14 protein-coding genes are annotated in these 21241 nt (G+C 70.9%); 6 read left to right on the plus strand and 8 right to left on the minus strand.

All coding sequences use genetic code 11. The features are described 5' to 3' along the window. Positions 1–7 precede the first annotated feature (7 nt). Together ABZ780_RS29645 and ABZ780_RS29650 are read right to left on the minus strand one after the other, a co-directional pair. Positions 8–934, minus strand: a complete 927-nt coding sequence (locus ABZ780_RS29645) for a PASTA domain-containing protein (RefSeq protein WP_357003295.1) — start codon at positions 932–934, stop codon at positions 8–10. A 188-nt stretch (positions 935–1122) separates the two neighbouring features. After that, positions 1123–1821, minus strand: a complete 699-nt coding sequence (locus ABZ780_RS29650) for a PASTA domain-containing protein (protein WP_357003293.1) — start codon at positions 1819–1821, stop codon at positions 1123–1125. A gap of 123 nt (positions 1822–1944) precedes the next feature. On the opposite strand from ABZ780_RS29650, the gene ABZ780_RS29655 reads away from it, so the two are divergent. Further along, positions 1945–3399 carry a hypothetical protein gene (locus ABZ780_RS29655; protein ID WP_357003291.1) on the plus strand — a complete coding sequence of 485 codons (1455 nt, stop codon included), beginning with the start codon at positions 1945–1947 and terminating at the stop codon, positions 3397–3399. 33 nt (positions 3400–3432) lie between these two features. On the opposite strand, the gene ABZ780_RS29660 is transcribed toward ABZ780_RS29655, so the two are convergent. Together ABZ780_RS29660 and ABZ780_RS29665 are read right to left on the minus strand one after the other, a co-directional pair. Next, positions 3433–4911: a glutamate--cysteine ligase gene (locus tag ABZ780_RS29660; protein ID WP_357003289.1), complete on the minus strand. Its 1479-nt coding sequence runs from the start codon at positions 4909–4911 to the stop codon at positions 3433–3435. Between the two features lie 282 nt (positions 4912–5193). Then, entirely contained in the window at positions 5194–5775 is a 582-nt protein-coding gene (locus ABZ780_RS29665) for a YceI family protein (RefSeq protein ID WP_357003287.1), read from the minus strand. Positions 5776–5873: 98 nt separating this feature from the next. On the opposite strand from ABZ780_RS29665, the gene ABZ780_RS29670 reads away from it, so the two are divergent. Continuing rightward, the gene (locus tag ABZ780_RS29670; protein WP_357003285.1) at positions 5874–6380 is read left to right on the plus strand and encodes a MarR family transcriptional regulator; all 507 of its coding nucleotides are present in this window, start codon (positions 5874–5876) and stop codon (positions 6378–6380) included. Between the two features lie 233 nt (positions 6381–6613). Here the strand turns inward: ABZ780_RS29670 and ABZ780_RS29675 are convergent, their stop codons facing one another. From ABZ780_RS29675 to ABZ780_RS29690, 4 genes are all read right to left on the minus strand, one after another. Then, positions 6614–9268 (minus strand): helix-turn-helix domain-containing protein, encoded by a 2655-nt coding sequence (locus ABZ780_RS29675; RefSeq protein WP_357003283.1) that lies wholly within the window; start codon positions 9266–9268, stop codon positions 6614–6616. A 213-nt stretch (positions 9269–9481) separates the two neighbouring features. Then, positions 9482–10630: an acyl-CoA dehydrogenase family protein gene (locus tag ABZ780_RS29680; protein ID WP_357003281.1), complete on the minus strand. Its 1149-nt coding sequence runs from the start codon at positions 10628–10630 to the stop codon at positions 9482–9484. Between the two features lie 69 nt (positions 10631–10699). Next, positions 10700–12232 (minus strand): acyl-CoA carboxylase subunit beta, encoded by a 1533-nt coding sequence (locus ABZ780_RS29685; RefSeq protein WP_357488156.1) that lies wholly within the window; start codon positions 12230–12232, stop codon positions 10700–10702. Positions 12233–12370: 138 nt separating this feature from the next. Beyond that, the gene (locus tag ABZ780_RS29690; RefSeq protein WP_357003276.1) at positions 12371–13189 is read right to left on the minus strand and encodes a basic amino acid ABC transporter substrate-binding protein; all 819 of its coding nucleotides are present in this window, start codon (positions 13187–13189) and stop codon (positions 12371–12373) included. A gap of 472 nt (positions 13190–13661) precedes the next feature. On the opposite strand from ABZ780_RS29690, the gene ABZ780_RS29695 reads away from it, so the two are divergent. The 4 genes from ABZ780_RS29695 to ABZ780_RS29710 are packed head-to-tail and all read left to right on the plus strand — an operon-like array spanning position 13662 to position 21150. Next, entirely contained in the window at positions 13662–16700 is a 3039-nt protein-coding gene (locus ABZ780_RS29695; RefSeq protein WP_357488157.1) for an amino acid adenylation domain-containing protein, read from the plus strand. Positions 16701–16728: 28 nt separating this feature from the next. Further along, positions 16729–18282 (plus strand): cobalamin-dependent protein, encoded by a 1554-nt coding sequence (locus ABZ780_RS29700; protein WP_357488158.1) that lies wholly within the window; start codon positions 16729–16731, stop codon positions 18280–18282. A gap of 16 nt (positions 18283–18298) precedes the next feature. Continuing rightward, positions 18299–19873: a cobalamin-dependent protein gene (locus tag ABZ780_RS29705; RefSeq protein ID WP_357003270.1), complete on the plus strand. Its 1575-nt coding sequence runs from the start codon at positions 18299–18301 to the stop codon at positions 19871–19873. Between the two features lie 11 nt (positions 19874–19884). Continuing rightward, positions 19885–21150, plus strand: a complete 1266-nt coding sequence (locus ABZ780_RS29710; protein WP_357488159.1) for an MFS transporter — start codon at positions 19885–19887, stop codon at positions 21148–21150. Positions 21151–21241: the final 91 nt, after the last annotated feature.

Genomic DNA, 21241 nt, shown 5'->3' on the forward strand with positions numbered 1-21241 from the left:
GCGTCGGTCACGGCGTGCCCGTCACCGTCGGGCTCGGGCTGGCCGGGCTGCCCGTCGAGGACCGGGCCTGCGAGATCACCAGCAGCACCTCCTCGTCGGTCGGCACAGGCGTGCCGGGCTCCGGTTCGGTGCTCACCACCGTCCCCGGCGGCAACTCGGACGGGCGGTACACCACCCGGTAGGTCAGGCCGAGCCGGTCCAGCAGCCCTTCGGCGGTGGCCTGCGGCAGGCCGGTCAGCGGCGGCATCGGCACCTCCTCCGGCGCGGCGCTGGTCGGCGGGCTGCTCGGCGATGCGCTGGTCGGCGCCGCCGACGTGGGCGCGGCGCTGGTCGGCGCCGCCGTGGTGGCGCTGGCCGGCGGCAGCGACGGAGTCGACCCCGGGCCGTCGGGGTCGTCGTCCCGCGCGCTCAGCACCACCCAGAGCGCCGCCCCGAGCAGTCCGGCGAAGAGCAGTGCGAGCACCCCCCAGAGGATCGGCAGCCACCAGCGCCTGCCGCTCTGCTCCTCGACGTACCAGCCCTCGGCGGGTTCGGCCGGTCGGGGCGCCCGGACCTCGGCCCGCCCGGCCCACGGCGGCGTCGTCGACCGCTCCACCGGCATCCGAGCCGTCCGGTCACCCGGCTGCCCCAGCGCGGTCCGGTCGATCGGCATGGTTTCGTCCGGCGACGCGGCCCGCTCGATCGGCGCGGTCTCGTGCGGCGACGCGGAGCGGTCGATGGGCATCGTCTCGTCCGGCGACGCGGAGCGGTCGATCGGGGCGGTCTCGTCCGGCGACGCGGTGCGCCCGGCCGACGCGGAGCGGTCGATGGGCATGGTCTCGTCCGGCGACGCGGCGGGCACCGGTGGCCGCGGTTGGTCGGCGGGGGGTGGCAGAGCGCGCGTCCGGTCGTCGTCGGGCTCCCCGGTGGGCGGCTCCTGGCGGTCGTCGCTCATCGCACGTCCTTTCCCGAACCGGGGCGGGCACCATGGCCCTCGACCGCCAACCTAACCGCCCCGGTCGACCTGGGCGGGGATCAGCGACGCGAACCGCGTGCCGCAGGGCGCCCGGCCGGCTCCGATCGGGTCGGGCGGGCGTGACGGGCCAAACGGTCGGGCCGGCGGTGGGATCGGCGCGCGGCCGGTCAGGCGGGGGGTTTCGTCGTCGGCTGGTTCGGCGGATCCGACCCGCACCAGATGCTGACCTCGTCGTTCCAGCGAGCGGGGCCGTCCTCGGCCGGTTCCTGCCGGCTGACCTCTCCGTTGCGCCCGCTGCGGTAACGCGGGTAGAGACCCGCATCGACCAGGTCGTCCGCCGCCTCGGCGCAGTCGTCGCCGATCACGTCCGGCACCTCGGCGGGCGGCGGCGGGCCGGCCACCTGAAGTTGCACCGTGGTGCCCCGGGCCACCTCGGTGCCCACCTCCGGCAAGGTGCTCTCCACCGTACGGCCGCTGCCGTTGCCGAAGACGAGCCGCCAGCCCAACCGCTGCTTGCGCAGCGTGTCGCGAGCCTTCTCGAAGTCGATGCCGACGACCGGTGGCACGGTCAGCCCCGCCCCCTTGGTCGGTGCGGCGGATGTCCGGGGTGCGGCGGGAGTGGTCCGGCTCGTACCCGGTCGGGACGGGGTGGCCCGACCTGTCGGCGTGGCGGTCGCGCTCGCCACCGCCTGCGGATCCACCGTGCTTCCGTCGTCCTCGCCGGCCAGCAGCCAGCCGCCTGTCGCACCGACGACCGCGAGGAGCACGGCGACCAGCCCGCCACCGAGCAGAACGCTGGCCCGACCCGCACCACCGCCGCCCCGGATGCCGGCGGAATCCTGCCGACCCGTGTTCGCGTCCGTCATACCGCCCACCGCCTCATCACCGGCGACCGTACCGTTCGCCGCCCAACCTCGTTGTGCCGACCGTTCAATCCGGCGGGTCGCTGCGACTCGCCGCGCCGACGACGGGACGTTACGCTGCCCGGCATGGCCAGACGGGGCTGGGGAGTATCGATCGTGACGGCGATCGGGGTCGCTGCCGGCGCGGGCGCCGCGCAGCTCGGCTTCGGCTACGGGCTCGGCGTCATCACGTGGACGCCGACCGATGCCGGGGCCAACGACACGGCCTGGGCGGATGGCCTCGCCTGGGCCACCTGGCTCGCCGCCAGCTCAACGGTGCTGGGTGCGGTCTGCGCGCAGCGGCTGCACCACCGGCGCGTACCCCTGCCGGACCCGACGCCGCCCACTCAGCCGGCACCGGCCCCGCGGAACAAGGCCGACGCACCGGAGCCGACGGCGCTCGTGGCCGGTCCGGCGGGCACGGGCACCGACGCGGTTCAGGACGGACCGAGCGCGACGGCCGGCCGGCCGACGCAGGTGGCCGAAACGCTGCCCGGCGAACGCGACGGCCTGCTCCGCAGCTTGGCGTTGGCGCTCGCCGCCGGGCTCGGCGGGCTGGTCACCGTGCTGCTGGTCGCCGTGCCGGCGCGGGTCGCGGTGGGTGCCGACACAAGCGTGCCGCAGCGGGTCGCCGCCCTGCACGCGGCGCTGGGCATCCTGATCGGCGTCCTCGTCGCGCTCTGGGCGCTGCGCTCGCGTACCGCCGCGCTGAACGTCACCGCCACGGCCGCCTGGCTCTGGCTGCTCGCGGTGGTCTCGGTGATCGACGGGGTACGCGTCGGACGCGGGCTTACCGGCGCCCAGCTCGGCACCTGGCAGCTCGACCCGGACCACGCGCGGTACTGGATCGGGGGCCAGCTCTACTGGCCCGGTGCGCTGCTGGCACTTGTTCCCGCGCTGGTGATAGGCGCGCTGGCCGCCCGACGGGCCGCGCGGTCGGGCGGGCACCGGGTCGGTGCGGCGGCCTCCGGCGCGGCCGGCCCACTCCTCGTCGCGCTCGCCTACCTGACCACCGTGCCGCGCTGGGCGACGCTCGGCCCGGCGCAGTTCTCCACCCAGCTCATCGCCCCGTACGCGGTGATCGCCGGCATCGGTGGCTCGGTGCTGGTCGCCGTCCTCGCCGAACGTGTCGAGCGGACCCGGGCCGCCAACCGGCCGGCGACCGCACCGGCAGCTTCCCCCGGCCCGACCCCGGGTGCCGACGCTCAAGTGACCTCTACCGACGAGGCGCGATCCGGGGCGCTGACGGCCAGCGGGGCCTCCACTGAGGACAGCGGGGCCGACTCCACCCCGCCGACGAGCCGGGCGACGCGGTCCCGGGCCCGCGACGCCGCCGTTCCCCGCGCACGTGACGTCGACGCGGCCCCGACGCGGGGCGTCGCCGTTCCCCCGCGCCGCGACCGGGCCGGCGTACCCCAGGTGCCGTCGCCGCGCACGGACCCGGATCTCTCGGATGCGGCTGAACCCACCGGCGGCGAACCGACGGAGAGCCCTGCTCCGGCTGGCCGGCGCCGTCGGCCAGCCCGCCCCACCACCGACTGATCCCGGCCCGCGAGCAGCACGACCGGGGGATCGTCAGTCGACCGGCCAGGTGTGGACCGGCTCGTTGCCGCGTTGCAGTTCCGCGTAGCGCTGGACCATGTGGTGCAGTGCGGCGGCGCGGTCCATCCCCCGGTGTCGCTCCGCCGCCCAGACCGCCTCGGTCTGCCAGACGGCACCGTTGCGGCCGGTGCGGCAGCGCTGCTCGATGATGCCGAGCAGCCGGTCCCGCTGCGCCGGGTCGACCCCGAACCCGTCCAGGCCGGTCGCGGCGACGGGCAGCAACTGGTCCAGCACCAGCTTGGTGACCGGTACGTCGCCGAGGCGGGGCCAGTGCAGCACGGCGTCGAGGCCGCGCCGGGCGGCGGAATGGAAGTTCTCCTCGGCGGAGCTGAAGGTGAGCTGGCTCCAGATCGGCCGGTCCGCCTCGGCCAGGCCGCGGGCCAGACCGAAGTAGAAGGCCGCGTTGGCCAGCATGTCGACCACCGTCGGGCCGGCCGGCAACACCCGGTTCTCCACCCGCAGGTGTGGGCGGCCGTTCATGATGTCGTAGACCGGGCGGTTCCACCGGTAGACCGTGCCGTTGTGCAGCCGCAACTCGCCCAGTTGGGGCACCCCACCGGCGTGCAGCACCTCCACCGGGTCCTCGTCCTCGCAGATCGGCAGCAGCGGCGGGAAGTACCGGACGTTCTCCTCGAAGAGGTCGAAGATCGAGGTGATCCACCGCTCGCCGAACCAGACCCGGGGGCGTACGCCCTGGGCCTTCAGCTCCTCCGGGCGGGTGTCGGTGGCCTGCTTGAACAGGGCGATCCGGGTTTCGGCCCAGAGTTGGCGGCCGTACAGGAAGGGCGAGTTGGCCCCGACCGCCACCTGCACTCCGGCGATGGCCTGGGACGCGTTCCAGTAGTCGGCGAAGCTGTCCGGTGCGACCTGGAGGTGGAACTGGAGGCTGGTGCAGGCCGCCTCGGGGGCGATCGAGTCGGTGTGCGTCCGCAACTGCTCGACGCCACGGATGTCGAGTTCGATGTCTTCGCCCCGGGCGCCGACGATCTGGTCGTTGAGCACACGGTAACGCTCGTTGGTGGAGAGATTGTCCTCGACCAGGTGGCGCTCGGTGAGGGTGGGCAGGATGCCGACCAGGACGATCTTCGCGTCGGACTTGGCGGCCCGCTCGTCGGCCCGGGAGAGGCTGCTGCGCAGGTCGTGTTCGTAGTCGGCGAAACCGGCGGCCTCGATCAGCCGGGGTTCGGCGTTGAGTTCCAGGTTGAACTGCCCCAACTCGGTCTGGAAGAGCGGGTCGGCGATGTCGACGAGGATCTCCTCGTTGCGCATCGCCGGCTCGGCCGCCGAGTCGACCAGGTTGAGCTCGATCTCCAGGCCGGTCATCGGCCGGTCGGCGTCGAACCCGAAGTCGTCGAGCATCAGCGCGAAGACGTCCAGACATCGCCGGACCTTCTGCCGGTAACGGACGCGGTCCTCCCGGGTGAAGGCGCCCTGCGCGACGTCCCTGCCCATTGTGTCCTCCCGACAGCCGGCGCGGTCGGGATCCTGCCGTCCCGGAAAGCGCATTGTGAACCACCACGTTAGGAGCGTTCGCCTGGCCAGGGCCAGAGGCCGACGGCGGTGATCCGATGCCGGCCGGAGCGGACGCACTCGTGGCGCCGTCTCTACCCCGTCCGGGCCGGATCGGACCCGATGACAGTGCGAACAGCTCGTGACAATTCACACGCGCTCGGAGACGACGCCGGGCCCACACCGACCTGCGGCGTGGGCCCGGCGTACCGGCGATCCGAGGGATCAGGCCTGGCGGATGGCCTCGCCCTCGATCTCGATCTTGACCTTCTTGCCGACCAGCACTCCACCGGTCTCCAGGGTGACGTTCCAGGTCAGACCGAACTCCTCGCGGTCGATCTCGGTGCTCGCGGAGAAGCCGAAGATGTCCTGCCCGAACGGGCTGCGGCCGACACCCTCGAACTCCACCTCCAGCTCGACCGGACGCGTGACGTCCTTGATGGTCAGCTCACCGGTGAGGACGAACTCGTTGCCGCGGCGGGACTTGACGCCGTTGCTGCGGAACTCCAGGGTCGGGTACTTCTCGACGTCCAGGAACTCGGGGCTGCGCAGGTGCCCGTCCCGGTCAGCCTGGGTGGTGTCGATGCTGGCACCCTGGATGGTCGCGACGACCGAGGACTGCAGCGGGTCCTCGGCGATGGTGATGGTGGCGGTGGCCTCGTTGAACTCGCCGCGGACCTTGCTCACCATCATGTGCCGGGCGACGAAGCCGACCCGCTTGTGCGCCGCGTCCAGCACGTAGGTGCCGGGCGCCGGGATGGTGAGGCCGTCCCAGTCGCGGGTAACCGCATCGGTGCTGCTGGTCATGCTGTTCCTCCAGGAGAATTGTTTAGTAGCCCAACAACTGCCTGAGCAACTATAACCGCGACAATATTCCCCGTGTCAAGTACTGGTAGAGTGAACGAGTGACCAACGTGTTCGACGACCCCCGGATTACCGCCGTTGGCCTGCTCTACGAGGCACACGCCGGGCTGTCGGCCCGGTTCTCCGCCCAACTCGAAGAGCATGGCCTCTCCTCGGTCGAGTTCGAGGTGATCACCCGACTGGCCCGCTCGCCGGGCAACCAACTGCGGATGACCGACCTCGCGGCTCAGACATCCCTGTCCACCAGCGGAGTGACCCGCGTGGTGGACCGAATGGAACGCGACGGGCTGCTCACCCGCCGCGCCTGCCCGAACGACCGACGCAGCTCGTACGCGGTGGTTACCGCGGCCGGCCTGCAACGGCTCGATGAGACGTTACCCGGGCATTTGCGGATCATCGAGCAGTGGTTCACCGGCCAACTCGACCCCGAGGCCCTGGCAGCGCTGCTCGACGGCCTGCGCCGGGTGCGCGACGCCGTGCATCCCGGTGCCACCGCCGGCAGCACTGACCAGGGGCACGAGCTGGTCGAGGACACCGGCGCGGCCTGACCCCGCCAGCCGTCCCGCGCGGGCGGAACGCGCGCGGAGCAGTGTCGAAACAGCACCGGCAGAAAGACCGGCAGAACTGACCTTGCCGGCCGGACAAACCGCTTGAAGGGCACTTTCCGCCCCAGCGGCGGTGGCAGGCTGGCTCCACCGGGGAATCACCGGGGGGTGACGGCGCGGGCGAACAGCGAGGGGTAGCACCAAGGGGGCTTTCGCTCGCGCCACTCCCCGCCCGACTACCGGCCCGGGGGCCCACCCCGCCCGGCCGTCAGCGCATAGAGCAAGCCCGACTCCTGCGGCAACAACCGGATGCCGCTCTCCTCGCAGACCCGGTCGAGACGATCGAGGACGATCGGGTCCCCGGTGCTGGCGGCCAGCCCCACCAGCGCCTCGACCACGCCCCGCCGATCGTGATCGGCCTCGACGGCGGCAGCGAACCACTCGGCCGCCAACTCCCGGTCACCCCGGTGCAGGGCCAGGTTCCCCTCGATCAACGCGCAGATTCCCGCCTCCGGCCCGCCCCAGGACAGCGCGGCCCCGTCCGAGCGCGGTCGGGGCGGTCCGGCCCGCTCGGCCCAGCGTCGCCCCGGTACGGCAACCGCCACCCCTGTACGCAGTTCGGTGAGCACCTCGGTCGCCTCCGGGGCACGCCCGTCCTGGGCGAACGCCAGCCCGACCGTCCCGAGCACTCGGCGGCGATGGCCCGGATCACCCAACTCCGACAGCGCCGCCACCGCCCGCCGACCCTCGTCGACTGCGTCGGCGTACCGGCCCTCCAGGCGGGCGACCTCGGCCCGGTTGGCCCAGGCCAGCACCCGCAACCGTGGCTCACCGCCCTCGGCGGCGAGCCGGTCCACGGCGGCCAGCCGGCGACGGGCCGCGGCCAGGTCACCGACCCGGATCTCGTGCCAGGCGAGACTGTTCTGTGCCACCGCCATGTCCCGGGTGCGCCCGTTGCGGACGGCCAGTCGGAGCAGCGCCTCCGACTGCTCGCGGGCCTCGTCGTGCGCGCCGACGGTGGTCAGCAGCGCGCCGAGCACGTTGCGCGCCTCCAACTCGCCGGTCACGTCGCCCGCCTTCCGGAACATGGCCAGCGCGGCCCGCGCGGTCGGCAGCTCGTCGGCCTCCGCGCCATGCTCGGCAGCGAGCCGCGCCACCCCGAGACTGGCCCAACCGCGCAGGATCGGGCCGGCGTCGGCGGTCCTCGGATCGGCCAACAGGCGCCGAAGCCACTGCCGGCCGGCCACGTCGCGCCCCCGGAACCGCCACCAGCGGGTCAGGCAGGCCGCCAGGCGGAGGGCGGTCAGCGGATCGTCGGTGGCGGCGTGCGCCAGCGCCGAGCTGATGTCGCTGCTCGCCTCGTCGAGCCGGTGCACCGCGTCGAGCAGCCGGGGACCGGCCAGGTCGCCGGCGGTCCGCGCCACCAGGCGAGCGACCACCTCGGCATGCCGTCGGCGGTGGCAGGCCAGTTCGCCACCGCCGACCGCCTGCTCGACAGCGAATTCACGGACGGCGTCGAGCAGGCGAAACCGGAACGGTCCGGTGCCGCGCACGCTCAACAGGCCGAGTTCGGCGAGCCGGTCCAGCAGCGGGACCGGGTCGACGGCCACCGTGCCGTCCCGGTCGGCCTCGTCGGCGAGCATCTCCTCGGCCAGCTCCACCGACCACCGGTTGCCGAACATGGCGAGCCGCCGCAGCGCGTCCCGCTCATCGGGCGCGAGCAGCCGGTAGCTGCTCGCCACCGCATCCCGCAGGGTGACCGCCCCCGCCGCCCGGGTGGCATCGGTGCCGTACCGGCGGCGGGTTGCCGACTCCGGCGCGTCCCAGCCCGGGTCGGCGGGGGTGGCCAGGTCGAGCACCCGGTCGCCGTACCGGTCGAGCAGCTCGGTGAGGTCGAGCAGCCGTCCCCGCGCGGCCATCAGCTCGATGGCCAGCGGCAGCCCACCCAGTCGGCGAACCAGCGCGGCCAACGCCGGCAATTCCTCGGGGGTGGGTGGCTCCCGACGGACCTGGGCGAGCCGGGCGATGAACAGTGCGACCGCCGGCCACGACCCGAGCGCGGCCGGTCCGGAACGCTGGGCGTCGGGCGGCGGCACCTCGAGCGGGGCTACCGGCCAGACCCGCTCGCCGGGCAGCCCGACCGGATGCCGCCCGGTGACCAGCACCCGCAGCGACGGCAGCACCGTGGTCAGCCGGTGCAGTGTCTCGGCCACCGGGCCCGGGGATCGCTCCACCGCGTCCATCACCAGCAGGACCGGCCGTCCGGCGAACCGGGCGACGAGCTCCGGCAGCCGGGCCACGCCGAGCACGGTCATCGTGCCGGCGAGCACGTCCGGGCCGTCCGAGCCCTCGCCGACCAGCACCCCGGCGACGCCGGCCGGGTACGCCCGGGCTGCCGCGTGGGCCACCGCCAGCGCGAGTGCGGTCTTGCCGACCCCTGCCAACCCGACCAGGCTCACCAGTCGGGGCCCCCGCTCCGCGATCAGCATCTCGGCCAGCTCGGTGACGTCGCGGTCGCGCCCGATCAGGGCGACCGGCGGCGGCAGGGCGACCGGTGGGGCGGACCAGGTTGGCCCGGTGTCACCGCTGAGCACACCGGGGACGCCGTCCGGCTGGGCAGGCTCACCACCGGCGGTGCCGCGGGCCGCGCCCAGGAACGCCGCCCGGGTGGCACCGGTCAGCTCCAACGCCGTGGCGAGCAGCTCGACGGTCGTGCGCTGGGGCCGGACCGACCGGCCCCGTTCCAGGTCGCGCACCGTCCGCACGCCCACCCCGGCTCGGGACGCCAGCTCCGCCTGGGTCAGGCCGGCGGCACGTCGATGCCGATGGAGCAGCTCCGGCAACCTGGGACGACCGGCCGGGCTCCGCGACCACTCCTGATCCGGAGTCATGGGCACGAAGAGTACGGTTCGGCTCCGACGAGCGGCAGTCGAACGTCGGGCTACCGACGCCCGCTCGCCGATATCCGACAGCCGAACGGACAACCCGGCCTGGCACGGCTGGGCGACCGAGTGGGCCGCACGGCGTGCCGGCGGGCCAACTCGGCCGGCTCCCGGGATCGCCCGGAGAAGGCGCGGCGGTGACGGTGCCTGGTGCGGGGTCGCTCAGAGACCCAGATCCCGCGCGATGATCATGCGCTGCACCTCGCTGGTGCCCTCACCGATCTCCAGGATCTTGGAGTCCCGCCAGAACCGGGCGACCGGGTACTCGTTCATGAAGCCGTAGCCGCCGTGGATCTGGGTGGCCTCGCGGGCGTTGTCCACCGCGATCGTGCTGGCGTGCAGCTTGGCGATGGCGGCCTGCCGCTTGAACGGCTCGCCGGCCAGCATCCGGGCGGCGGCGTCGTAGTAGGCCAGCCGGGCGGTGTGGGCCTTCAACTCCATGTCGGCGATCTTGAACTGGATCGCCTGGTTGGCGCCGATCGGCTGGCCGAAGGCGTGCCGCTCCTTCGCGTACTTGATCGACTCGTCGACGCAGCCCTGGGCGAGGCCGACGGCCAGCGCGGCGATGGCGATCCGGCCCTCGTCGAGGATCCGCAGGAACTGGGCGAAGCCCCGGCCCCGCTCGCCGAGCAGGTTGCCCGCCGGCACCCGGCAGTCGTCGAAGGTCAACTCATGGGTGTCCGAGGCGGTCCAGCCCACCTTGGAGTAGCCCGGCGCCACGGTGAACCCCGGCGTGCCGGTGGGCACGATGATGGTCGACAACTCCTTCGAGCCGTCCGGGTTCGTGCCGGTCACCGCGGTGACGGTGACCATGGCCGTGATGTCGGTGCCCGAGTTGGTGATGAACGCCTTCGACCCGTTGATGACCCACTCGTCACCGTCCAGCACCGCACGCGTCTGGGTGCCGGCGGCGTCGGAGCCGGTGCCCGGCTCGGTGAGCCCGAAGCCGGCCAGCGCCTCGCCGCTGAGCAGCTTCGGCAGCCAGGTCGCCTTCTGCTCCTCGGTGCCGAACCGGTAGATCGGCATCGCGCCCAGCGACACCGCCGCCTCCAGCGTGATCGCCACGCTGGAGTCGACCCGGGCCAACTCCTCCAGGGCCAGGCAGAGCGCGAAGTAGTCGCCGCCCATGCCGCCGTGCTCCTCGGCGAAGGGCAGGCCGAACAGGCCCATCTTGCCCATCTGCCGGATCACCTCGTACGGGAAGGTGTGCTGCTCGTAGTGCTCGGCGATGACCGGGGCGACCACCTCGCGTGCGAAGTCCCGCACGCTGGACCGCAGCGCCGCTTGTTCGTCGGTGAGCCGGAAGTCCATCTCAGTCCTCCTGTGTGGACGACCGCCCTACGCTTGTGACGCCGGACGGTCGCTGCGGGTGGTCGGGGATCAGACCGGGGTGATGCCGTGGCGGCGCCGGGAGAAGGAGCGGTCCTTGGTACGTGCCGCCGCGAACCGGCGGACCAGCTCGGTACGCAGGTCGTGCGGCTCGACGATGGCGTCCACCACCAACTCGCTGGCGAGCCGTACGACGTCGATGTCCTGCTCGTACTCGGCCCGCTTGGCGGCCACGAAGGCGGCCCGCTCGGCCTCGTCCTCGATCGCCGCGATCTTGTTGGCGTAGACCGCGTTCACCGCGGCCTCGGCCCCCATCACCGCGATCTTCGCGCTGGGCAGCGCGATGGTGGCGTCCGGCTCGAAGCCGGGGCCGGCCATCGCGTACAGGCCGGCGCCGTACGCCTTGCGGACCACCACGCAGATCTTCGGGACGGTCGCCTCGGAGATCGCGGTGATCATCTTGGCGCCGTGCCGGATGATGCCCTGCTTCTCCACCGCGCTGCCGACCATGAAGCCGGGCACATCACTGAGGAAGAGCAGTGGCACGTTGAACGCGTCGCAGAGCTGCACGAACCGGGTCGCTTTGTCGGCCGAGTCGACGAAGAGCACCCCGCCCTTAAACATCGAGTTGTTGCCGAGCACGCCGACGACCTCGCCGTCGAGCCGGCCGAAGCCGATGGTCATCTCCTTGGCCCAGAGCGCCTGGATCTCGAAGAACGAACCCTCGTCGAGCAGGCCCTTGACGTACCGCCGCATGTCGAACGCCTGCCGCTCGCTGGCCGGCACCAGCGCGGCCAGGTCGGCCTTCGCGGGCGCGGCGACGGCCGGCGCGGTCGGCGGCGACTGCGTCCAGTTGGCCGGCAGGTACGACAGGTAGGTCCTCACCACGTCGAGCGCGTCGGCCTCGGTCTTGCAGAGGAAGTGCCCGACGCCGGATTCGGCGGTGTGCACCTTGGCACCACCCATCGCCTCCAGGGTGGTCTTCTCCCCGGTGACCATCTCGACCATCCGGTCGGAGCCGAGGTACATGCTGGCGTTGCCGTCGACCATCGCCACCACGTCGCAGAACGCCGGAATGTACGCCCCACCAGCGGCGCTCGGGCCGAACAGCGCGCAGACCTGCGGGATCGAGCCGGAGGCGCGCACCTGGTTCCAGAAGATCTTGCCGGCGCCGCGCCGGCCGGGGAAAAGGTCGACCTGGTCGGTGATTCGGGCGCCGGCCGAGTCGACCAGGTAGACCATCGGGACGCTGGTGGAGTACGCCCGCTCGATGATCCGGATGATCTTCTCGACGGTGCGGGCGCCCCAACTGCCGGCCTTGACGGTGGAGTCGTTGGCCATCAGGCAGACCTGCCGGCCGTCGATGGTGGCGGTGCCGGTGACCACGCCGTCGGCGGGCAGCCCTTCGGCGAGCGCGTTGGCGTAGAGGCCGTCCTCGACGAAGGAGCCCTCGTCGACGAGCAGCGCGACCCGTTCGCGGGCGAAGAGCTTGCCCTTGGCCGCGTTGGCCGCGTGGTACTTGTCCGCGCCGCCGGACCGGGCCCGCTTGCGCAGTTGCTCCAGCGCCTCACCGTCGAGCGTCACGCCGACCCCCTACTGCCGCCACCCACGCCGGCTAGCCGCACGGGCCCGCCGACCGACCTAAACGATCGTTAGGCTAACGTACCCGGGCGTGCGGCGGCGAACCAACCGCCGAGTGTCGTGCAGAGGGTGCGGGTCGGGTCAGACGCTGGGCCTCTTGCCGATCCACTTCTCGTAGAGCGCGTCGTACGTGCCGTCCTGCTTCGCCTTGGCCAACTCCTCGTTGATCACCTTGAGCAGCTCCGGGTTGCCGTCCTTGCGCACCGAGATCCCGTACTGCTCGCCGGTGTCGAACTCGGCCGCCACCTCGAACCCGCCCGGGTTCTTCTTGATGTACTCCGCCCAGACCGGCAGGTCGTTGATGGCGGCCTCGATCTGCCCGTTGGCGAGAGCCTGCTGCTCGGCGGCGAGGTCCTCGAACTCCACGAGCTGGAGGCTCAACTCCTTCTCGAACTTGCGGGCGTAGTCACGGCCCGTGGTCGACGCCTGAACGCCGACCTTCCTGCCCCTCAGGTCGTTCAGCGACTTGTACGGCTTGCCGATCTTGACCAGCATCGCCTGCGTCGCGTCGAAGTAGGGATCGGAGAAGTCCATCACCTTGCGCCGCTCCTCGGTGATCGTCATGCCCGCGGCGGCGGCGTCACACTTGCCCGTGTTCAGGTCCTGACCGGACTTGATCCCCTCGAACGGCGTGTCGACAATCGCCTGCTCAAGGCCCAACTTCTTGGCGGCCAGGTCCATCACGTCGACGTCGAAGCCGACGACCTTGCCGCTGGCGTCCTTGGACTGGAACGGCGGGTACGGCAGGTGGGTGCAGATGGTCAGGGTGCCCGCCTTGACCAGCTTGACCCCGCTGGCCTGAACCTCACCCTCGTCCTTTTTGGCACATCCGGCACTGAGGATGAGTGCACCGATAGTGACTACAAGGGCGACGGTTCGGGCCGGCTTATATGTATTCACAGTAATGCCCCTTTGTTCCCCGGGATAACGGGAGTACAGAGTGACGGCAGAGGGACCGTACCTGATTCTGGGATTGCCGCATAGATCCGATGGTCCCCAGTGGCGCGTCGCCGCAGGCCGGCTGACGGGACGGCGAAGCCACCGATCCCGAGTGCTGAGAAACCTTGCCCCTACCGAGTTTGAGCTGCTAGCAGGTGGCAGCCGACGACCGGACGGGTCGGCTCGCCGCGAGCACCCGACGACGCGTCAGTTCGATGTGGACCGAAATCGACACTATGCCCTATTCTCCGCGACTAATTGCCATTATCGATGTGTAGACAATTTCAAAAGACTGTAGTTACGATGCGACGCAGTCAACGTTGACTGCCAATCCCATCAACGGGACTTTCGCTACGCATATTGTGGAACTGCTCGGGAGAGGTGCCTCCGTGGTGTCCTCAGAAACACCTTGACCGTCGCCAGGACAGAGCGCGTGCGCCCCGACCCCACCGAGGTCGGCGCTCTCCTCACCGGACCGATCCGGCCACGTCCGATCCACGAGACCGTCGTCGACCTGATCGACGACACGATCCGCCGACACCCCGACGACACCGCGATAATCCATCCCACCGGCACGCTGACCTACCGGGACGTGGACCGGCTGGCCGACGCGGTCACCGCCGATCTGCTCGCCGTCGGTGCCGGGCGGGGCGACTTCGTCGCGCTCCTGCTCGACGACCGGGTCGGGCTCCTCGTCGCCATGCTCGGCACCATGCGGTCGGGCGCTGCGTTCGTGCCGTTCGACCGCGCCTGGCCGGCCCTTCGCCAGGTGCGGATGCTCGACGGCCTCACCCCCGTCGCAGCCCTCGGGTCGCCGCCGCCGGACGGGGCCCTCGCCCTGCCGGTGATCGATGTGCGGACGGAGCCGGCCACGACCCGGGTTCCCGCACCCGCCGCCGATCGTCCCCGGCCCCAGGACCCCATCTACGCGTTCTTCACCAGTGGCTCCACGGGTCTGCCGAAGTGCGCGATCAACCTGCACCATGGGCTGGTCAACCGCTTCCTGTCCATGACGGAACGGTTCGCCGCCGACGGCGGGGTGGTCCTACAGAACTCCGCGCACACCTTCGACTCGTCGATCTGGCAACTGCTGTGGCCGCTGACCCGCGGCGGCACCGTGGTCATCCCGGACCGCACCGGGATCCTCGACTTCGACGCGACGCTCGCCCAGATCCACCGGCACGGCGTCACCATGACGGACTTCGTCCCCAGCATCTTCGACCTGCTGGTCGAACGCCTCCAGCACCGTCCACAGGACCGGCACCTGCTGGCGTCGATGCGCCAGGTCTTCATCGGCGGCGAGGCCGCGAAACCGCACACGGTGCAGGCCTTCCGGCGGATGTTCGCGGACATCCGCGTGACAAACACCTACGGTCCGACGGAGGCGTCGATCGGCTCGGTCTTCCACGCCGTGAACGACGGCGACCGACAGGTCATCCCCCTCGGTCTGCCCCTGCCCAACACGTCGGTGCTGCTCCTCGACGAGCACGGTCACCCGACACCCCGTGGCGAGATCGGGGAGATCCATCTCGCCGGCGTCTGCCTGGGCGCCGGTTATCACGGCGACGCCGAACGGACCCGACAGGTCTTCGTTCCGAACCCGTACGACGAGGTTGCCGGCGACCTGCTCTACCGCACCGGGGACTTCGGCTGGGTACGCGAGGACGGCCTGCTGATGTTCAGCGGCCGCCGCGACGCCCAGGTCCAGATCGCCGGGATACGGGTGGACCTGGGCGAGATCGAGCATGCGCTCACCACGCTGCCCGGCGTCCACCAGGTGAAGGTGGTCGTCGACGAGGCCGGCGTCGCGGCGACGATGGTCTGCTTCTACTCCGCCGAGCGCGGGGTGACCGAGGAGGCGCTGCGCGACCACGCCCGGGCCGCGCTGCCCGCCGCGCTGGTGCCCGGCAGGTTCGTCCGCCTCGCCACCCTGCCGCTGCTCTCCAACGGCAAGGTCGACCAGGAGCGACTGCGCCGCCGCCTGGCAGGCGCCGCGCCGAAGACCGCCGACACCGAGGCCGCGTACCCACCGGACAGCGTCGAAGCGCGGATCGCCGAGATCTGGACGCGGGTGCTGGGCATCAGCGCCTACGACGACGACTTCTACTGCCTCGGCGGGACATCGCTCGGCGCCGCCCGACTCGCGGTGGAGTTCGAACGCACCTTCGCGATACGGCTGGACGTGCGCGACCTGATCCGTTGCGCCACCATCCCCGCTCAGGCCGAACTGGTCCGCCGGGGCGGTTCCCTCCCCCCGCCCGACGTGACGCCGCACGATCTGGCCGACGACCTGCGCCTCGGCGAGCTGGGCCGGACGCGGGTGCGGCGGCCCGACGACCCGGGCACGATCCTGCTGGTCGGCGCGACCGGCTTCATCGGCTCGCACGTGCTGGCCGCCCTCGCGGCGCAGGGCGACCGACCGGTCGTCTGCCTGGTCCGCGCCACCGACGACGAGGCGGCCCGGCACCGGGTCAGGGCGGCGCTGTCGGCCGCCGGCTACGGGCCCGCGGAGATGATCCGGTGGTCCGCCCTCGCCGGTGACCTGGACAAGCCCCACCTCGGTCTGCCAGCCGCCGACTGGCGGCGGCTCTGTCGACAGGTCGGCGCGATCGTCGACGCCGGAGGCCGCGTCGACACCCTCCGCGACTACGCCGACCTACGCGCCACGAACGTCCACGGCCTGCGCACCCTCATCCACCTCGCCGGCACCCACGTCCGCAAGCGGATCATCTCGCTGTCGACGACCACCGTGCGCCACACCCCCGGCACGCCACTCGCCGAGGCGTTCCTGCCGCCCTGGTCTACCTTGCCGGCCGACGGCTACAGCCAGTCCAAGTGGGTCGGCGAGCAGCTGCTGAGGGCAGCCGCCGAGCAGGGTGTCCCCGCCGTCGTCGTCCGGCTGGGGGAGGTCGCCGCCCACTCGCGTACCGGCCACGCCAATCCCCGGTCCTCGGTGACCATGATCCTGCGGCTCTGTCTGCGGCTCGGCGTACGGCCACCGACCAGCCTGCACGTGGACTGGACTCCGGTCGACGTGGTCGCGCGGGTGGTTGCCGCGCTCACCGAACCGCACCACCCGGTGCGGCCGGGCACCGTCCTGAACGTCGTGGCACCCGCCTCGGTGCCCGTGACCGATCTGCTGTCCCGGCTCCGCGCCGACGCGGTGGCGCTGCCGGAGGTCTCGTACGACCGGTTCCTCGACCGGGCCGCCGACCTCGTCGGCGACGACGAGACAGCCCGCTGTCTCGCTGTTCTTCGGCCCCGCAGCGCCGCGGCGACCGACGCACTGACCGGGGTGTGCCACAACGCCCTGGTCGGCACCGACACGAACCACGCCGCCCGGATGGCCCGGGACCTCGCCCTCACCTGGGGCACGGGCCGCGACACGGAGGTCGACACCATGATCGACCGTCTCGCGAGGACCTTCCTGTCGGTAAATAGCCCGCACCTGTCCACCGCGACAGTCCAGTGAACTGCGATCTATCGGCCCGGGAGATGCCATGAAGGTGAACCTCTACTACGCCCCGTTCCCCTCGCAGATCTTCCAGGGGGAGAGCGAGCCGATCAACACCGAGCGGCCGCTCAACCCGAAGAGTGCGCTGACCACCATCGCCGCCGGGCTGCGGGCGTACGCACCGCACTTCGGCTACTCCTGCGACATCGAGATCGTCGACCTCCAACTCGGGGGGCAGCGGGTGAAGTACAAGTCGCTGCCGTACGGCCCCCGGATCATGGACTGTTACCGGTACGGCACGCCGTTCGAGGAGGCCGACGAGAAGATCCGCTCGGCCGACGTGCACGGGATCACCTGCAACTTCACCAACAGCGCGCACATCGTCAGTGACCTCGCGCAGCACATCAAGCGGGTCAACCCGAAGGCCCTCGTCGTCGTCGGCGGCGTCGACTGCACCGCCCGCCCGCAGTACTACCTGGCCCGGGGCGCCGACGTGGTGGTGCGCGGCGAGGGCGAGCTGACCTTCGCGCGGATCATCGACGCGCTCAACCGCCAGCAGGACCTGGGAACGGTCCCGAACATCTCGCTGCGGGGCAAGCTGATCCCCACCAAGGTGGACACGTCCGAGACCGTGCCGATGGACTCGATCGAGCCGATGGCCCTGGACCTGATCCCCGACCTCTCGGTCTACACGGACACGGCCGAGGGGCCGCCGCCGGAGGGCGTACAGGGCAGCTTCATCTGCTGGGAGACGTCGCGCGGCTGCGCGTGGCGGTGCTCGTTCTGCACGGCCCCGTCCCGTGGCGGGTACCGCTACATGGGCCTGCCGACCATGGAGAAGCACCTCAAGACGTTCCAGGAGTACGGCATCAAGACGATCGTGTGGCAGGAGGACAACCCCCTGTCCCGGATCCAGCAGAACGGCGCCGGCCGTTACCTGTACGACTCCGGGCGCGAAGAGGTTCTCGCGATGTTCCACATGTTCCGGGACTACGGCTTCGCCTGGGAGTTCGCCAACGGCATCGAGTTCGGCAAGTTCATGCAGAACGGCCGCTTCGATCACGAACTCGCCGACGCCCTGCTCGGCAGCAAGATGGTCGACGGCCGGTGGGTCGGTTGCTACCGGGTGCAGATCCCGTTGGACAACATGAACGTCAAGAAGCGCCGGTTCCCCAAGCTGCTCGGCTTCGACGAGCAGGTGGACGTCCTCGCGACGATGCTCACCGACCACGGTGTCGGCCACCAGACGTACGACCTGTTCATCGGCTACCCCGAGCACGACCGCGAAGGCATCGACATGTTCACCGACTACTGCATGCGGCTGAAGGAGGAGCTGACGGCCGTCGGGCAGGGGAAGTACAAGCCGTACTTCAACGTGTTCAACCTGTCGCTGCTGCCGGGTGCCCGGGACTGGACGACCCTGCACTCCCTGCTCCAGTTCGACATCGACGAGAACCCCGAGGTGATCGGGATCTTCCTGTCGGCGATCAACACCGACCACTTCACGTACTGGGACATCTACCAGAAGCGTCTCGAGATGACGACCATGCTCAACGATCGCGAGATGCACCGTCTCTACGACGGCATCTACGCGGGCTGACCAGGAGGTTTCGGACATGCGCGTCACCCTGTTGTACGCCCCGTACCCCGGGCAGTCGTTCCGCGACGAGGACACCACCATCAGTCCGGTGCGCGTCCGCAACCCCAAGAGCGCCCTCGTCACGCTGGCCGCCGGCGCTCGCGCCTACCTGCGGGAGTGGGGGGTCGACGCGGAGTTCAAGATCGTCGACACCCAGGTCGACGCCGGCGAACCGGAGCACTACGCCTCGTTCCAGTACGGGCCGCGCACGATCGACTGCCACCGCTACGGCGGGCCGTTCGAGGCGTACGCCGACGAGGCACGCGCCGCCGACATCATCGGGATCTCCAACAACTTCACCAATTCGGCCCGGGTGGTGGCCGAGTTCGCCACGTTCCTGAAGCAGGTCAACCCGAATGCGCTGGTCGTCGGCGGCGGGATGGACGTCACCGCCCGGCCGGAGTGGTATCTGGCCAACGGCTTCGACGTGGTGATCCAGCTTGAGGGTGAGCTCACCTTCGCCAAGCTGGTCCAGGCACGGGCGACCGGCCAGCCCATCGAGTCGATGGTGATGACCCGGCAGGTCGGCGACGGGCTCGTCATCATGGGCGGTGCCCAGCTCAACCTGGCCGAGTTGCCGCCGATGGCGCTCGACCTGATCGACGACCTGTCGGTGTACGACGACACCGGCGAGGGGCAGCCGCCGATGACCGTGCGGGCTCCGTTCACCTGTTTCGAGACCTCGCGCGGCTGCTACCGGACCTGCTCGTTCTGCGCGACCCCGATGCGCGGGCACTACCGCTACATGAAACCGGACGTGGTGCGGCGGCACTTCGAGTACCTGAAGTCGATGGGGATCTCGAACATCCTGTTCCAGGAGGACAACACGCTGTCCCGGATCCAGCGCTCGGGGCGGGGGACGCTGCTGCACGACAGCGGGCGGGAGGACACTCTGGAGATCTTCCGGATGGCCCGCGAGATGGGCTTCTCCTGGGAGTTCGCCAACGGGCTCGAGTTCGGCAAGTTCCTCGACCTGGGTGAGGTCGACCGGGAGTTGATGGAGACCCTGTTCTGGAACGACACCAGCGGGGACCGCTGGATCGGCTGCTACCGGGTGCAGATCCCGCTCGAGTACCTCGGTGACGAGCCCACCAAGAAGTTCAACAAGCTGCGGCCGTTCCAGGAGCAGTTGCAGATCGTCACGTCGATGCTGGACCTCGGCGTCCGGTACCTGACCTTCAACATGCTGATCGGGCATGACGACGACGACCTGCCGACGATCGACATGTACCTCGACCGGTGCCTGCAACTGAAGGCCCGGCTCAACGAGGCCAGCACCGAGGCAACCAACTACTTCAATGTCTTCAACCGGACTCTGCTCCCCGGCACCGCAGACTTCCGGAAGAAGGCGGATCGACTATCGTTCGACATCGAGGAGACGCCGGAAGTGATCAGCGTCTACCTCTCACCCATGCCGTCCAACCACCTCTCCTACTACGAGCTGTTCGAGCAACGCCTCCGACTCACCGAGGCGTTGAACGGCTCGTTGATCGACCAGTACGACGGCATCTACCGGCCGGGCGTGCAGAAGGAGTCCGTCCCCGTTGTCTGAACTGGTGACTGATGTCGCTGGGTAAGGCCGCCGGGCGCTACGCCGCACTCTGGCGTACGCCCGGCGTTCCCCGGGTGATGTTGCCCGCGATGCTCGCCCGGCTGCCGGTGGCCATCGAACCGCTCGCGATCTTCCTGCACATCAGCGCCGAGACCGGCTCCTACACGGCCGGCGCGACAGCCCTCGGCCTGTTCTCGGCGGCGCTGGCCGTCGCCTGGCCCCTGCACGGTCGGCTCATCGACCGGCGCGGGCTGCGGGTCGTGCTGCTGACACTGGCGGTGCTGCACGCGGTGGCGCTGGCCGTGTTCGTCGCCGCGGGCAGCGGCCCGACCTGGTTGCTGGTGGCCTCGGTGGCGCCCGTCGCGCTCACCATGGCCCCGGTGGGTTCGACCGTCCGCGCCGCGTGGGCGCTGATCCTCCCGCCCGGGCCTTCGCTGAACACCGCCAACGCCCTGGAAGCGGTGCTGATCGAGGTCTTCTTCGTGATCGGCCCGGCCCTGACCGGCCTGTTGACCGGCACCTTCAGCGCGCTCACCACGACACTGCTGGCCGGCGGCATGCTCGTGGTCGGCTCCTTCCTGTACGGCACCGCACCGGCTGTCTCGACGATGCGCAAGGAGACCGACGGGGTCGAGCCGGGCGCAGCCGACGGTGGAAAGAAGAGCCACGCCCGGGGCGAGCGGAGGCCGTGGCGCATTCCGGGCGTCGTGGCGATCCTGGTGGCCGCAGGCGGGGCGGCCGCGGCGTTCGCCGTACTCGAGGTCACCGTGCCGGCGACCGTGTCGGCGAACGGCGACGCGGCGGCGACCGGCGTGGCGCTGCTGTCCCTGCCGCCGGCGGCCAGCGTCCTCGGCGGTCTGGTCTGGGGCGCACGGCAGCACACCCGGTTGCCGGTCAACCGTTACCTCGTGCTGCTGGCGGTGGCGGTCGCGTGCATGGTTCCGCTGGTCTTCGCCACGTCGGTCGCGGTGCTCGCGGTGTGTCTGTTCCTCGCGGGCCTGCCGCTGGCGGCGCTCAGCTCGGAGGAGTTCGGGCTGCTCGGCAGCCTGGTGCCCAAGACGGTGATCAACGAGTCGTTCGCCCTGGCGGCGACGATGATGGCGGTGGGCAGCGCGGTCGGAACGCTGGGGGCGGGCGCGGTCCTGGGTTGGCTCGGCCCCACCGAGGCGCGCCTGCTGTCTCCGGCTGCCGCCCTGATCGCGTTCGCGGCCGTCTTGTCGATGCGGGCTACGCTGAGCAACGCCGGTTCGTCGACCACAGTCGACAGTGGGGCATGACGGGACAACGCGGTCGAACAGCGCCCGGGCTGGGATCAGAAAAGCGAGGGGACGCGTGTCCGGAAACGGCGCGAAAGACTACTACGGCCTG

It is taken from the genome of Micromonospora sp. NPDC047467 (genome assembly GCF_040643095.1).
In the GTDB taxonomy this organism is placed as follows: domain Bacteria; phylum Actinomycetota; class Actinomycetes; order Mycobacteriales; family Micromonosporaceae; genus Micromonospora.